Source organism: Paractinoplanes toevensis, from assembly GCF_018332695.1.
Taxonomy (GTDB): domain Bacteria; phylum Actinomycetota; class Actinomycetes; order Mycobacteriales; family Micromonosporaceae; genus Actinoplanes; species Actinoplanes toevensis.
Window position 1 is genome coordinate 100,598 of the sequence record NZ_BOQN01000021.1, and the last position, 15,502, is coordinate 116,099.

Here is a 15,502-nt window from a genome sequence, read left to right on the forward strand (position 1 = left end):
AGGGGAGGTCCGATGAAAAAGATCGCACTCGTGGTGGCCCTGGCCATCGCCGCGAACGCCCTCTCGGCACCGGCCTATGCCGCCGTGCCCAAGACGATCGCCAAGCCGAAGGCGGTGCCGTCGACGCCGGGTAAATACGTGCGGCCCGGCGCCGCGGTCACCGACCCGACCGCGGACAAGAACATGCGCTCGGCGCCCGCGGTCACCTGGCCGTCGGCCACCGTGAGCAAGGCCGCCGCGTCCATCACGGTTTCGTCGGCGGATGTGCGGACGGAGGTCGTCGACCGATCGAAGACCGCCGGACGGCCGCTGGTCGTCAAGCTGTCCCGCTCGGACGGCGCCAAGGCGGCCGGCGGCTCGACGCGGGTCACCATCGACACGTCCGGCTTCCGGGACGCCTACGGCGGCGACTGGGCCGGCCGGCTGCGGCTGGTCAGCCTGCCCGAGTGCGCCCTGACCACCCCGGATGCCGCGAAGTGCGCGCAGACCGACCTCGTCACCACCCGGGACGCGAGCGGCGCGGCGCTGAGCGCGACCGTCCCGCTCGCGGCCGGGGCGATGGTGGCCCTGGCTTCCGGGCCGCAGTCGACCGGCGGCGGTGGCGACTACTCGGCCACCGCGCTGTCGCCGACCAGCTCCTGGAGCGCGGGCGGACAGTCCGGCGACTTCAGCTGGTCCTACCCGATGGCCACGCCGAACGCGTTCGGTGGACCGTCCCCCTCGGTCGGGCTGTCCTATTCCTCGCAGTCGCTGGACGGCAAGACCGCGGCGTCGAACAGCCAGCCGTCCTGGATCGGTGACGGCTTCGACTACTCCTCCGGGGCGATCAGCCGCATCTACCCGGCCTGCGCCGACGACGGCAAGACCGGGATCGGCGACCTCTGCTGGGGCACCGACAACGCGACCATCTCGCTGCCGGGTCACGCCGGTGAGCTGATCCAGGTCTCCACCAGCCCGGATGTCTGGAAGCTGAAGAACGACGACGGGACGAGGGTCGAGCGGCTGACCGGGGCGAGCAACGGCGCCCGCAACGGCGAGTACTGGAAGGTGTCCACGACCGACGGCTGGGAGTACTGGTTCGGTCTCAACCAGCTCCCCGGCTGGAGCACCGGCAAGGCCACCACCCAGTCCGTCTACACCGTCCCGGTGTTCGGCAACAACGCGGGCGAGCCGTGCTACAACGCCACCTTCGCCAGCGCCTGGTGCACCCAGGCGTACAGCTGGAATTTGGACTATGTTGTTGATCCGCACAACAACAGCGAGAGCTTCTGGTACGCCCCGGAAGCTAACAATTACGCCCGCAACGTAACCGCTTCCTCGGTGTCGACGTACACCCGTGGCGGTCACCTCGACCGCATCGAGTACGGCACCCGGCGCGAGGGTGGCGTGGACAGCACCTACTCGGTCGGTGCCGCCCCGGCCCGGGTGCTGTTCGGCGTGCAGGACCGCTGTGTGACCCAGGGTGCCACCTGCACCTCGTCGACGCCGTCGAACTGGCCGGACGTGCCGTGGGACATGCAGTGCACCTCGACCAGCTCCTGCCCGACCGTGTTCGCGCCGGGCTTCTTCACCCAGAAGATGCTGTCCACGGTGACCACCCAGGTCTGGACCGGAACCGGCACCGACTACCGGGACGTGCAGCGCTGGACGCTCGACCACGTCTTCAAGGACCCCGGTGACGGACGGGCCAAGACCCTCTGGCTCAACGGCGTCAGCGTCACCGGCCTGAACGGCACTCCGGTCACCACGCCCGGCGTGAGTTTCACCGGCGTGCAGCTCGGCAACCGGGTCGACAAGGTCGCCACCAAGGACCCGATCATCCGGTTCCGGATCTCGTCGGTGGTCAACGAGGCCGGCGGCGTGGTCGCGGTGACCTACTCGCAGCCGGAGTGCGTGCTCGGCTCGAACATGCCGGCCGCCGCCGACAGCAACACCAAACGCTGCTATCCGGTGTGGTGGACACCCTACGGCGGCACGGCCGCGACGTTCGACTGGTTCCACAAGTACGTGGTGACCGGCGTGACGGTCGCCGACCCGACCGGGCACAACGCGACCCAGGTCTCGACCTACAGCTACGACACCCCGGCCTGGCACGCCGACGACAGCGAGCTGGTGCCGGCCAACCACCGCTCCTGGGGGCAGTGGCGCGGCTACTCCCGGGTGCGGACCGTGACCGGCGCCGCCGACAGCAACCAGCAGCAGACCGACTCCATCTACTTCCGCGGCATGAACGGCGACAAGACCAGCTCCGGCACCCGGACGGTGACCATCCCGGCCGACCCGGACTTCGGCGGGGACGCGATCGCCGACGACAACTGGCTCTACGGCCAGACCCGGGAAACCATCGTCTACAACGGTGTCGGGGACTCGGCGCCGGTGCTGTCCAAGACACTGACAACGCCGTGGGCACACGGGCCGACCGTGACCCGCACCCGCAACGGCATCACCACCAGCGCGTACGTGGTGAACACCAAGTCGTCCACGTCCAAGACCGCGCTCGACGCGTCGCGGGGCTGGCGCACCACCACCAGTACCAACACGTTCGACTTCGACGCCGGCACAGCCGACCCGATCGGCCGGATCGTCAAGACCGAGGACCTCAACGACGTCTCCACCGCCGCCGACGACCGGTGCACCACCACGACGTACGCCACCGACCCGGCCGGGAAGATCCGCAACGCCGTGGCCGAGCAGCGCAAGGTCGCGGTGAACTGCTCCACCACGCCGAACCTGGCCACCGACGTCGTCTCCGACACCCGCACCCTCTACGACCACGCCACCACCTTCGACCAGAAGGTGACCCTGGGCGAGGTCACCCAGAGCGAGCAGCTGGCCGACGTCACCGGCGGCACCCCGCGCTACATCGCCAAGAACAAGGCCACCTACGACAAGTACGGCCGGGTGCTGACCTCGAAGGACTCGCTCGGCTACGAGACGACGACCGAGTACACGCCGAAGGCCGGCTCGCTGCCCACCGGGGTGCTCACGACCAACGCGAAGGGCTGGATCAGCTCGTCCACGCTCGACCCCGCGTACGGGAACCCGATCTCCAAGCTGGAGCCGGACGGGTCCCGGACCGACCTCGAGTACGACGCGCTCGGCCGGCTCACCAAGGTGTGGCAGCCCGGCCGGGACAAAGCGACGCAGAGCCCGAGCGAGCAGTACACGTACGTGCTCGGCGGCACCGCCCAGGCGTCGTCGGTCGCCACCGCCACCCTCAACACCGACGGCACCGGCTACCACACCACCTACCAGGTGTACGACGGGCAGCTACGGCCGCGCCAGACGCAGACGCCGGCCCCCGGCGGTGGCGTCATCCTGACCGACACGCTGTACGACTCGCGCGGGCTGGCCGTCCAGGCCAACGACTCCTACTTCCAGGCCGGCGTCTCGTGGGGGCAGCTGTTCGTGCCCAGCTCGCCGACCCCGGGCCGGACGCTGACCAGCTACGACCACGCCGGCCGGGCCAGCGACGTGATCTTCCAGGCCAACGGTGTCGAGAAGTGGCGCACCACCACGACGTTCCACGGTGACCACACCGACGCCTCGGCACCACCGGGAGGCACCGCGACGACCACGTGGATGAGCGCGATCGGGCAGATCACCAAGCATGTCCAGTACCACTCGAACCTGCCGGCCGGTGACACCGCGGTCACCAATTACGAGTTCGACAAGCGCGGGAACAGCTCGAAGATCACCGATCCGATGGGCAGCGTCTGGACCTTCGTGTACGACCTGCGTGGCCGGTTGATCTCGACCGACGACGCCGATCGCGGCGCCACCACGTACACCTACGACGACGCCGACCAGCAACTGACCGTGACCGACGCCCGCAACATCGTCCGCACCAACGTCTACGACGAGCTGGGCCGGGTCACCGAGCGCTGGCAGGGGCCGAAGGACACCGGGACGCTGCTGTCCCGCACCACCTTCGACACGCTGCGCAAGGGACAGCAGACCGCCAGCACCCGGTATGCCGCGGACGGCGCCCAGTACACGTCGTCGATCGGCGGGTACGACGCGGCCGGGCAGGTGACCAGCGCCTCGGTCACCATCCCGGCGAGCGAGGGTCTGCTGGCCGGCACCTACACGACCACGACCCAGTACAACGCGAACGGCTCGGTGAAGTCGGCGACGCTGCCCAAGATCGGCGACCTTCCCCAGGAAACCATCCAGAGCGGCTACAACAGCCTGGGCCTGCCGACCACGCTGTCCGGCCTGAACACCTACGTGACCGGGACCGCCTACGACAGCCTGGGCCGGCTCAGCACCACCGTCTTCGCCGACGGCGGCGGCAAGGAGCTGGCCCAGCTCTACGGCTACGACGCGGCCACCGGCCGGCTGGCCGAGCACGGCGTCTTCGACAACAAGAGCGGGGCCGTCTTCCAAGACGAGTACCCCGAGTACGACGCGGCCGGCAACGTGCTGTCGATCAAGGACAAGACCGCGCAGTACGGCGCCGGCCCCGACGACAACCAGTGCTTCCGGTACGACTACTACAGCCGGCTCACCGAGGCGTTCACGCCCGCCGACGGCAACTGCGCCGCCACGAATCCGGTCCTCGGCGGCCCGGCGCCGTACTGGCAGACCTGGAAATACTACGAGAACGGCGACCGCCTCTCGCAGACCGACCACGTCAGCGGCGGCACCACCACCGCCACGTCGACCTATCCGGCGGCGACCGCGGACCAACCGCACGCGCAGACCAAGGTCGATTACACCGGCGTCGGCGGTTCGAAAACCGACACGTACACCTACGACGAGGCCGGCAACATGACCGGCCGGAACCTCGCCGGCAAGCCGGCGCAGACCCTGACCTGGGACGCCGAGGGCCATCTGGCCAAGGTCAAGGACACCAACGGCACCACCTCCTACGTGTACGACGCCGGCGGCTCCCGGCTGATCGCCCGCGACTCCACCGGGGCGACGCTCTACCTGGGCGCCCAGCAACTGCACGTGTCGACGGCCAACCAGGTGGCGGCCACCCGTTACTACGGCTCCGGCGCGGTCCGCACCACGGCCAACGGGCTGTGCTGGCTGACCTCGGACCAGCACGGCACCAACAACCTCACGTTCAAGGCGGCGACGCTGGCGAAGACCCAGCGGCGCACGACCCCGTTCGGTTCGGCCCGGGACAGCACCACCAGCTGGGTCACCGACCGGGGGTTCGTCGGCGGCTACGCCGATCCGACCGGGCTCACCCAGCTCGGGGCGCGGCCCTACGACACGTCGCTGGGCCGGTTCGTCTCGGTCGACCCGCAATTCGACTCGGGCGACCCACAGAGCTTCAACGGGTACGCCTACTCGCACAACAACCCGGTCACCAACTCCGACCCGAGCGGCCTGTCCGACACGTTCTTCGTCTACCTGGGCAGCAGTTTCGGCAGCTTCACCAGTGGCGGCTACCGCTACTACTACGAGAAGGACTACTACAAGCTCTGCCGGTCGGACGGCGCCTGCCTGTACTACGGCGACGCGCTGGTCGTCTTCGTCGACTTCTACCTGCTGTTCCGGGTCAAGATCCCGGTGAAGATGACGTACGGGCCACTCGCCGCGCCCAAGCCGGTCATCCCGCTCGACCGGTGCATCACCCCGCCGCCCCCGCCTCCGCCGCCGCCGAGCTGCGGTTTCTGGGACTTCAAGTGCGGCGTGAAGCATCCCGGCTGGTGGTGGAGCGGCAACAAGGGCTGGGTGCAGGGCGCGGTCGCGGTAGCCGGCGTCGGGGTCTGCGTCTTCACCGCCGGCGCGGGCTGCGTGATAGCCGGCGCGGTCGGCGCGGGCATCTCGATGGCCGACCGCACCTACGACTTCGTCCACAACGAGAAATACAACGACGGCGCCGCGGCCTGGGGCGAATTCGCCCTCGGCACGGGAATCGACGCGCTCGGCATGATCCCGGCGATCAAGGGCATGGGCGCCACCGCTCCCGCACTTTTCCGGGAGGGCGACGGCATCATGCGTAACGGCGAGAGAATCATCATGAGCCGCCCCAACGTCGAAGCGATCGCCGACAAATACGGCATGAACATGAAGGGGGTGGGCTACACCATCGACAAGGTCCGCCAAGGCCCGCCGGGCAAGCCGCTCTATGGTCTGACGCGGCCGGACGGCCGTATCACGCTGTTCCGCGACGCGTTCGTCGACGAGGAACAACTCGCCCGCACGATCGCCCACGAGCGGTTCCACCGCGACGAACTGCGGAGAGGTTTGCCCTTCCCGCGGACCGAGCAAGCCCGCAGGCCCTACGAAGACCGGGCGTACGCGTTTGAGGAAGCCTGGTGGCAGGCGAACAAGCACCTACTCTGAGGGGATTTACAGCGGATGCCGGAGAAGACGAAGGCGGAACGTCGCTGGGAATCGTGGTATGAGGCGTACAACAAGGTCGTCGAGCCCTTCCCCGAGCCGGTCGACGTGCCATGTCCCGAAGGGGACGGCGGCCATATCCGCCTCACCTACTATGCTCGTCCCGGCAGCCCCGCCGGCTCGGTCACGGCATGGTGCGACCGGTGTTATCACGGCATCTGGCTCGACCGGGTCGGCATCCCGGCAGGCGCCGAGGTTTATTCCTTCGAGGACGGTCCGACCGACCGACCGGACATCGAGCTGATACCCGACGCCTTGTACACGCCGGACGACTACCCGTCTCCGTAAGGTGCGCACACCCTCGTGTTCCGGGCTGCAGGCGAACCCGGAACACGAGGATGTGCGGAAGCAGCTGACCGCCGTGGGCAAGCCGCCGGCCTAGGCGGACGCGTTGAAGTACCGCTACGAGTAATACGCTCGCCATCATGGCCGCGCCGACCCACGATGACCTCAATCTGGGCTCCTGGCGGCGCGACCCGGGCACGGTGCTGCGGCAGGCCGTGTCGGTGCCGCCGGGCGCCCGGGCACCCCAGGCGATCATCGCCGAGTCCGAGGTGACCCGGGTCCCGACGGAGTGGTCGCCGCATTCGCATCCGATGCATGAGCTGGTCTGGGTCCGCGGCGGGACGGTGACCTCCCGGATCGGGAACCGGATCTTCACGGTGCCGCCGGGGTTCGGCCTGTGGCTGCCGGCCGGCGTGGTTCATGGGGGCCGGCTGACCGCGGCCGCCCAGTTCCACGATGCCTTCTTCGCGCCCGACCGCACGCCGGTCGAGTTCGCCGGACCGACCTCGATCACGATGACTCCCCTGCTGGAGTCACTGCTGCTCCGCCTGGCGCGGCCGGACCTCGACGCCGAGGCGAGAGCCCGGACCGAGGCGGTCGTGTTCGACGTGCTCGCTCCGTCGGAGCGGCAGTTCGCGCTGGAACTGCCCGGGGACCCGCGGCTCGACCCGATCGCCGAGGCGCTGCTCGCGGACCCCGCCGACGATCGTGGCCTGCAGGAGTGGGCGGCGCTGCTGCGGATCAGCGACCGGACGATCACCCGGGCGTTCCGCGAGGCGACCGGGCTGTCGTTCGCGCAGTGGCGGCAGGCGCTGCGCGTCCATCAGGCGCTGGCGCTGCTGTCCGAGGGCGTCGATGTCCGGGGAGTGTCCGAGCGGCTCGGCTACGCCCAGCCGAGCACGTTCATCGCCGCCTTCCGGCGCGTGATGAAGGTAACCCCGGGCCGGCTCGCCCAGGCGTGATGTCCGGAATCCCGTATCAGCTGTCCCGAGTGCGGGATTGCTGACTTTTTGATCATCACTTAGCCTCCGTAAGGCAAGGCAAACCTTACTTAAGGGCAATTCATGAAGCGTCTTACCCGTCTGGCGGCCGCCCTGGCGGTAGCCGCCGCCACGGCCACCGCCTGCGGCACCACCCAGGTCGACGAACCGGCGGCCGCCGGTTCGGCCACCCCCGCGTCGCAGACCTGCGCGAACGACACCACCACGACGGCGACCGGCCCGGTGTCGATGACCGACGGCGTCGGCCGCAAGGTCGAGCTGGCCAAGCCGGCCGCGCGGGTCGCGGTGCTGGAATGGCAACAGACCGAGGACGTGCTGACGCTCTGCCTCAACCCGGTCGCGGTCGCCGACCCCAAGGGGTACGGCACATACGTCAAGGCCGAGCCGCTGCCCGCGAACGTCGTCGACGCCGGCGAGCGCGGCACGCCCGACCTCGACGCCCTCTACGCGACCAAGCCCGACCTGATCATCGTCGAGGCGTTCAAGGCCAACGACGAGATCATCACCAAGCTCGAGAAGCGTGGCGTGCCGGTGCTCGCCACGGTCGGGGCCGACGCCACCGGCCAGATCGCCAACATGAAGAAGGTCTTCTCGATGATCGGCACGGCCACCGGCCGCACCGAACGTGCCGACCTGGTGCTGAAGCAGTTCGACCAGCACCTCGCCGAGGCCAAGCAGACGGTCACCGCCGCGAACGTGACGGCCAAGGACTTCCTGTTCTTCGACGGCTGGATCGAGGGCGGCAACGTCGTCATCCGCCCGTACGGCAAGGGCGCCCTGTTCACCGAACTCGGCGAGCAGCTCGGCCTGACCCCGGCCTGGACCGACAAGATCAACTCGGCGTACGGCAGTGGTGGTGTCGATCCCGCCTACGGTCTCGCGCAGACCGACATCGAGGGACTCACCGCCGTCGGCAGCGCGACCCTGTTCTACTCCGACGACGACACCCCGGACAGCTACGTCAAGGAACTGACCAAGAGCCCGATCTGGACGGCACTCCCGGCCGTCAAGGAGGGCCGGGCGTACCCGTTCCCGGCCGGCGTCTGGGGTGCCGGTGGCCCGGTGTCGAACGAGCAGGCCATCGACGCGTACGTGAAGATCCTCACCAAGGCGTGAGCAGCACCGTCACCCGGCTCGGCCACCGGGCGAGCGGGGTGGCCGTGCTGGCCACCCTGCTCGTTCTGGTCGTCGTGGTCGGGCTGTGGCACGTGACCCAGGGGACGTCCGGGATCGGGTTCTGGGACCTGCTGCGCTACCTGTTCGGGGCGCACGAGGACGTCGGCGGCGTGCCGGTCGCGGACGTGGTGACCGGCTCCCGGCTGCCGCGCGTGTTCGCCGGGATCGCGGTCGGCGTGGCGCTCGGCGCGGCCGGCGCGCTCCTGCAGTCGGTCACCCGCAACGCGCTGGCCGCCCCGGACACCCTCGCCGTCACCGCCGGGTCCTATTTCGCGCTGTGCGCGGTCGCCGCGTTCGGTCTCGCGGTGCCGCTCTGGGCTTCGGGCGCGGTGGCCTTCGGCGGCGGGCTGTTCGCCGCGGCGCTCGTGCTCGGGCTCGCCGGCAGCGCCTCGGGCCTCGCGTCGACCCGCCTGATCCTGGCCGGCTCGGCGATCGCGATGGCGCTGGACGCCGCGACCGCGATGCTGCTCATCCTGTTCAAGGAGAGCACCACCGGGCTGTACGCCTGGGGCAGCGGTTCGCTGGCCCAGCTCAACCTGGACGCCGCCGAGCGGGCCGCCCCGGTCGTCGTCGCCGTCCTGGTGGTCGCCCTGCTGTTGTCCCGGCGGCTCGACGTGCTCGGCCTCGGCGACGACGCGGCCGCGTCGCTCGGCGTGCCGATCCGCTCGACCCGGATCCTCGCGATCCTCTGCGCCGTCCTGCTGACCAGCATCTCGGTGACGCTGGCCGGCCCGCTCGCCTTCGTCGGCCTGGCCGCGCCGGTGGCTGTCCGCCTCGCCGCGAACCGGATCGGCGTGCTGGGCCGGCACGGTTTCCTGATCCCGGCCTGCGGGCTCGTCGGGGCGCTCTTCGTGCTCCTGTCCGACGCCGTACTCCGGGCGATCCTCGGCGCCCAGGCCGCCGCCTCCATCCCCACCGGCATTCCGACCTCGCTGCTCGGCGCCGTCGTCATCGTGGTCCTCGCGCTCCGGCTGCGCGACGCGGGAGCGGCCCGGGAAGCGCCCCGCGGGCACGTCGCCGTCCGCTCGCACCGCCGTTTCCTGACGGTCGTGGCCGTCGCGACCGTGCTGCTCGCCGCGGCGGCGCTGGTCGGTCTGCTGGCCGGCAGCCTGTGGCTGCGCACCGGCGACATCGCGCTCTGGCTGCAGGGCACCGCGCCGGAGCTGATCGCCCGGGCACTCGACGACCGGGCCGCCCGGGTGGCGGCGGCCGTCGTAGCCGGCGCGGCGCTCGCCCTCGCCGGAACCGTGGTGCAGGGCACGGTACGCAACCCGCTGGCCGAGCCGGGTGTTCTCGGCATCACCGCCGGCGCCGACCTCGGCGCGGTGATCGTGGTGACCTCGGCCGCCTCAGCCGGCCGTCCCACCCTCATCGTCACCGCCGTCGCGATGGGGCTCGGCACCTTCGCCGTGATCGCCGTGCTGGCCTGGCGGGGCGGACTGCTCCCGGACCGCTTCCTGCTGATCGGCATCGGCTGCGGTTACGCGCTCAGCGACATCAGCACCTTCCTGCTGCTGCGCGCCGATCCGTGGGACACCCCGCGCATCCTCACCTGGCTCTCCGGCACGACCTACGGCCGGACCTTCGCCGACGTGCTGCCGGTCGCCCTGGTGCTGCTGCTCGCCACCCCCGTGGTGCTGAGCCTGCACCGCGAACTCGACCTGCTGGCGATCGACGAGGACACCCCACGGATCCTCGGCGTCCGCAAGGAGGGCGCGCGACTGACGCTGCTGACGATCGCGGCGGTCGCGGCGGCGGTGAGCGTGATCGCGGTCGGCGTGGTCGGCTTCGTGGGCCTGGTCGCCCCGCACATCGCCCGGGGCCTGGTCGGCGTCCGGCACGGGCGGATCATCCCGGTCGCCATGCTGCTCGGCGGCCTGCTGGTCTGCGTGGCCGACACCCTCGGCCGTACCCTCATCGCCCCCTCGCAGATCCCCGCCGGCCTCATGATGGCCCTGGTCGGAGCTCCCTACTTCGTCTGGCTGCTCCGCCGCGGCCGCGGCTGATCCCGGGGAGCAGGACGGTCAGCGCCGTTCCGGCCGCGACGATCACCGACGCAGTGAACAGGGCCGGGTTCAGCCCGTCGACGAAGGTGGCCGGGGCGTAGCCGCCCCGGGTGGCGAAGATCGAGACCAGCATCGCCACGCCGACGGCCACGCCCAGCTCGCGGGCGGTGTTGTTGACGCCGGCCGCCACCGCCCGTTCGGGTTCCGGGACCGCTTCGAGAGCGATCGTGCTGATCGGCGGATAACTCAGCCCCAGCCCGATGCCGGCCAGCAGGAACGGGCCGAACAGCCAGATGAAGGCGACGTCGGCGGAGAAGACCGAGGCCATCCAGACCAGCGAGACCGCCACCATCGCCTGCCCGGCGAGGACCAGCCGGGCGGCGCCCCACCGGGCCATCAGCAAGCCGGTGGCCGGGCCGACGAACAACGGGACCAACGAGCAGGGCAGCGTACGCAGACCGGCCTGCAACGGGCTGGCCCCCTGCACGACCTGGAAGAACTGGGCGAGCAGGAAGATGCTGCCGTAGACACCGATGTTGAGGCTGAACGACAGCGTGTTGATGACGCTGAACACCCGCGAGCGGAACAGGCGCAGCGGCAGCATCGGGGCCGTGCTGCGCGACTGCCACCACAGGAACAGGCCGAACAGCGCCGCTCCGCAGGCCAGGGCGATGAGGACCCGCGGCGAGCCCCAGCCGTGCGTCGGCGCCTCCACCACGCCCCGGACCAGTACGAAGACCGACGCGGTGAGCAGGACCATCCCGCCGAGGTCGATCCGCCTCGGGGCGCCCCGTGACTCGTTCAGCAACCGGCCCGCAAGAACCATCGCGACCAGGCCGACCGGGACGTTGAGCCAGAAGATCCACGTCCAGTGCAGGCCCTCCACCACGGCCCCGCCGAGCACCGGGCCGATCGCGACGCCGAGACCGGTGAAGCCGCTCCACAGGGCGATGGCGAGCGGCCGCCGCCCGGCCGGCACCGCGGCGGCCAGCAGGGCCAGCGACAACGTCATCACGAACGCACCCGAGGCGCCCTGCACGGCGCGGGCCACCATCAGCTCGCCGACGGTGCCGGCCAGCGCGCAACCGGCCGAGGCGCAGGTGAAGACGGCGATGGCGGCGAGGAAGAGCAGCCGCCGGCCGAACCGGTCACCGAGCGCCGCCGCGGTGAGCAGCAGCGCCGCGTAGGGCAGGGTGTACGCGTCGACGATCCACTGAAGATCGGCGGTCGAGGCGTCGAACGCGGTCCGCATCGCCGGCAGCGCGGTCGTGACCACCAGGTTGTCCAGGGAGACCATGAACGCGGGCAGCCCCACCGCGGCGATGGCCGCCTTCACGACCGGTCGATCATCAGGCCACGCAGCTCGTCGGCGAACCGGGCCGTCCACTCGTCGATCTCCGCTCCCGACCAGCCCAGGTGCCGGGGCGAGTAGTACCAGTCGAGGCGGGTCACGCCCTCGACGATGGAGCATTCGAGGTAGAGCGGCGGTTGTTTCTCGCCGCTCTCCGGGTCCCACATGTCGCCGAGCGGGACGTCCCGCGGCGAGAACAGGCCGCTCCGGCTGCGCGCCGGGGCCTCGCCCTGGAAGTTGAACCAGAGCGTCGGGGCCGGCGCCTCAGCCAGGCCGTTCGGAACATCGGTGAGAAACAGGAGAGGCTCGAACGACAAACCCGCGGAGGGTACGTCGGTGAGCCGCTCGGCCACCGCGGTCAGGGTCTCGGCCGGGCTCTGCGCGGAGCTGTCCTCGAAGGCGAGCGGGAAGGTGCAGTGCATGTCGCCGGCCGTCCGGGACAGGTCGAGGCCGTGCACCGCCGCCTGCCGGCCCGAGCTGGAGAGCCGAATCGTCAGGCGGCCGCAGCTCCACTGCCGCTGGGCGGTCCGCACCAGGGCGGTGAGCAGCGTCGTGGCGATCGGCGCGCGACGCCCGCCCATCCGCACGGTGCGAAGCGCCCGCGTCTCGTCCGGCCGCAGGTGTTGGTGTGCGCTGCGGAGGTCCTTGAACTTCAGGCCCGGATGCGCTCGGGAGTCGAAGGCGGCCGGCGGCGGGACGTCGAGCTGCGCACGCCAGAAGTCCAGATCGGCGGCCGCGTCCCCGCGCGCGAAATCGTTCATCCACCGGGTGAACTCGTCGAACCGCGCCGAGGACCGGGCGAGCCGCAGCTGCTCGCCGCGCTCGTCCAGCCGGCAGAGATGGTCCAGGTCGTCGATCAGGATGCCCAGCGTGACGCCGTCCATGACGAGATGGTTGATGGTGATGAAGAGTCGCTTCTCCGTCAGCAGCAGGCGCAGCACCGGGCCGTTCTCCAGGCTGAGACGGCGATGCTGGTCGTTCAGAAGCCCCTCGTCGGTTGCGGCCGTCTCGACGGCGAAGCTGGACTCGACATCGCCGTAGCTCTGAGCGAACCGGCCGTCGTCCCGGCGGAACCGCAACCGCAGCGCGTCGTGCTGGGCGACCAGCGCGGACGTGGCCCGGCGCAGCCGCTCCACCGGCAGCGGCCGGTGCAGGTCGAGCATGACCGCGCGGTTCCACCAGTCCCACTGCCCCAGCCGCAGGGCGTGCACCTGGGCGGCGCTGAACGGGACGTCGCCGGTGGGCGGGGCGCTTCGCGGCTCGGCGGGCGCCGACCGGAAACTGTCCGCCAACTCGCGCAGGGTCGAGCCGTCGGAGACGTCCGCCGGCGACAGGTGCGTCCCGGTCCGGTCCTCGATGCGCTTGGCCAGGTCCATCATCCCGAGCGAGTCCAGTCCGGCATCCCGCAGCGGCAGATCGACCGGCACCTCATCCGGATCGGCCAGCTGCAACAGGGCCGCCACCTCGGTCTGGAGAAGCCGGAGCACGGTGCTGTCCCCCTCCGCCGGGCCGTGCGGTCCGGCGAGGGCCGCCGCGTGCAGCGAACCGGCCGTCCATTGGCGCCGGCACTCCCCGCGCTGCGGCTTTCCACTGGTCGTCTTGGGCAGCCGGCCGGGCCGGGTGAGCAGGACCTCGTGACACTGCACGCCGCTGTGCGCGGTAACCGCGGCCCGGATCGCGGACACCGCCCGGCCGACCGGGACGGGCTCCTTGCCCTCCAGCACCTTGCGGCGCACCTCGGCCGCCACCACGACCCGCTCGGCCCCGCCGACCCGCACGCCGAAGGCGATCGCGCTGCCCGGCCGGAGGATCGGATCGGCCGCCACCACCGCCGCCTCCAGGTCCTGCGGGTGGATGTTGCGACCGCCCACGATGATCAGATCTTTGCGGCGGCCGCAGATGAACACCTCGCCGTCCTCGCCGATCACCCCGAGGTCACCGGTGCGCAGGAATCGCCGATCGTCGCCGGTGGCCAGGCGCGCGGCGAAGACGGCCGCGTTCTCCTCGTCACCGCGCCCCCAGTAACCGCTGGACACGCTGGCGCCGGACACCCAGAGCTCGCCCACGACCTGTGGTGGTTGCGGCCGCCCGGTGTCGGGGTCGACGGCCAGCACCGACACGCCGAGCTCCGCGTCGGGGACACCGCTGCCCACCAGCGTCACGGCCGGCCCGCCCGGCGAGGCGGGGACGATCACGCCGTCCCGGTCCAGGGCCGTCCGGTCGGCACGCAGCCGGGTCGGCGGCCGGCCGACCGGGCCGCTGACGAAGAGCACCGCCTCGGCCATGCCGTAGACGTTGCAGAACGACGCCGGATCGAAGCGCATCCGGGCGAGCGCGGCCGCAAAACGGTCCATCGTCGCCTCGAGCATCGGCTCACCGCCCTGGAGGGTGGCGCGCAGCGAGGAGAGATCGAACGCGTCGTCGTCGCGCAGCCCCCGCAGAACGTACTCGTAGCCGAAGTTCGGGGCGGCGATGTGCGTGCCGCGATAGCGATCGACCAGCTCGAGCCAGAGGCGAGGGGCGGCGAGGAAGGTCAGCGGGGAGAACACGATGCACCGCGCCCCGGTGTACATGGCGTTCAGGATGCCGCCGGCCAGCCCCATGTCATGGAACAGCGGCACCCAGCCGACCAGCACGGAATCGCGGTCGACCCGGGTGTTGCGGGCGATGAGCTCGAGGTTGTGCACGAGGTTCCGGTGGCGCACCACGACGCCCTTGGGCGCCGACGTGGAGCCGGACGTGTATTGGAGATAGACGATGTCGTCCGGGCCGAACCGGCTCGCCGCCCGGGCGAGCAGGGCCGCGGCCGCCGGCGACTCTGCCCGCCGGATGCGGTGCGACAGGAGCCAGGACAGCTTGGGCCAGCCCGGGGTGCCGCGCCCGCGCAGACGGTTCGCCGCCGACGCGAGCCTCGCGAACGCGCGGTATCTCGGATGGGTCAGCGCGACGCGGGCGCCGCTGTCCTCGACGACGTGCCGGAGCTTCGGCAGTTCCCGATCGAGATGCCGCGGATCGGGGCTCGCCACCGGAACGGCGATCGCGCCGAGCAGCATGCAGCCGAAGAAGCCCGCGACGAAGTCGAGCCCGTCATCGGGCGGGAAGACCAGGAGAACCCGGTCGCCGGTCTCGACCCCGGCCGCCCGGAGCAGGTCGGCGGCCCCCGCCGCGCGGCGCACGACCTCCTCGCAGTCGGCCGCGGCGATCTCCCGGCCGTGCCGATCGAGGAACGTGTAGAGCGGCTCCCGGGGAGTGCCGTCGAGACGCTCGACCATCGTGGTGAGCAGGCTCGGGATCACGACGCCATCTTAAGTGGACTTGGA

At 70.8% G+C, this 15,502-nt stretch carries 7 protein-coding genes; 5 read left to right on the plus strand and 2 right to left on the minus strand.

Annotation, left to right across the window (positions count from 1 at the left end):
- Window positions 1-12: 12 nt before the first annotated feature.
- The 5 genes from Ato02nite_RS08635 (at window position 13) to Ato02nite_RS08655 (ending at window position 10,831) form a co-directional block, all read left to right on the plus strand.
- A complete protein-coding gene (locus Ato02nite_RS08635; RefSeq protein WP_213005888.1) occupies window positions 13-6,306 on the plus strand; it encodes an RHS repeat domain-containing protein in 6,294 nt (2,097 codons plus the stop codon).
- Between the two features lie 15 nt (window positions 6,307-6,321).
- Window positions 6,322-6,651: a hypothetical protein gene (locus Ato02nite_RS08640; RefSeq protein ID WP_213005889.1), complete on the plus strand. Its 330-nt coding sequence runs from the start codon at window positions 6,322-6,324 to the stop codon at window positions 6,649-6,651.
- A gap of 137 nt (window positions 6,652-6,788) precedes the next feature.
- Complete coding sequence (locus tag Ato02nite_RS08645; protein WP_213005890.1) at window positions 6,789-7,610, plus strand: helix-turn-helix domain-containing protein; 822 nt, start codon at window positions 6,789-6,791, stop codon at window positions 7,608-7,610.
- A 102-nt stretch (window positions 7,611-7,712) separates the two neighbouring features.
- Window positions 7,713-8,765 (plus strand): iron-siderophore ABC transporter substrate-binding protein, encoded by a 1,053-nt coding sequence (locus Ato02nite_RS08650; protein WP_213005891.1) that lies wholly within the window; start codon window positions 7,713-7,715, stop codon window positions 8,763-8,765.
- Window positions 8,762-10,831 carry an iron ABC transporter permease gene (locus Ato02nite_RS08655; RefSeq protein WP_213005892.1) on the plus strand — a complete coding sequence of 690 codons (2,070 nt, stop codon included), beginning with the start codon at window positions 8,762-8,764 and terminating at the stop codon, window positions 10,829-10,831. The genes Ato02nite_RS08650 and Ato02nite_RS08655 overlap by 4 nt, the downstream gene beginning before the upstream one ends.
- On the opposite strand, the gene Ato02nite_RS08660 is transcribed toward Ato02nite_RS08655, so the two are convergent.
- Window positions 10,770-12,167 carry a DHA2 family efflux MFS transporter permease subunit gene (locus Ato02nite_RS08660; RefSeq protein WP_213005924.1) on the minus strand — a complete coding sequence of 466 codons (1,398 nt, stop codon included), beginning with the start codon at window positions 12,165-12,167 and terminating at the stop codon, window positions 10,770-10,772. The genes Ato02nite_RS08655 and Ato02nite_RS08660 overlap by 62 nt on opposite strands.
- On the minus strand, window positions 12,164-15,478 hold the full coding sequence (locus Ato02nite_RS08665) for an AMP-binding protein (RefSeq protein ID WP_213005893.1): 3,315 nt from the start codon (window positions 15,476-15,478) through the stop codon (window positions 12,164-12,166). The genes Ato02nite_RS08660 and Ato02nite_RS08665 overlap by 4 nt, the downstream gene beginning before the upstream one ends.
- Between the last annotated feature and the right edge of the window lie 24 nt (window positions 15,479-15,502).

What these genes read in the sequence shown, in the direction of transcription:
- Ato02nite_RS08635 (WP_213005888.1), top strand. Translation starts at nt 13, where the DNA reads ATGAAAAAGATCGCACTCGTGGTGGCCCTGGCCATCGCCGCGAACGCC.
- Ato02nite_RS08640 (WP_213005889.1), top strand. Translation starts at nt 6,322, where the DNA reads ATGCCGGAGAAGACGAAGGCGGAACGTCGCTGGGAATCGTGGTATGAG.
- Ato02nite_RS08645 (WP_213005890.1), top strand. Translation starts at nt 6,789, where the DNA reads ATGGCCGCGCCGACCCACGATGACCTCAATCTGGGCTCCTGGCGGCGC.
- Ato02nite_RS08650 (WP_213005891.1), top strand. Translation starts at nt 7,713, where the DNA reads ATGAAGCGTCTTACCCGTCTGGCGGCCGCCCTGGCGGTAGCCGCCGCC.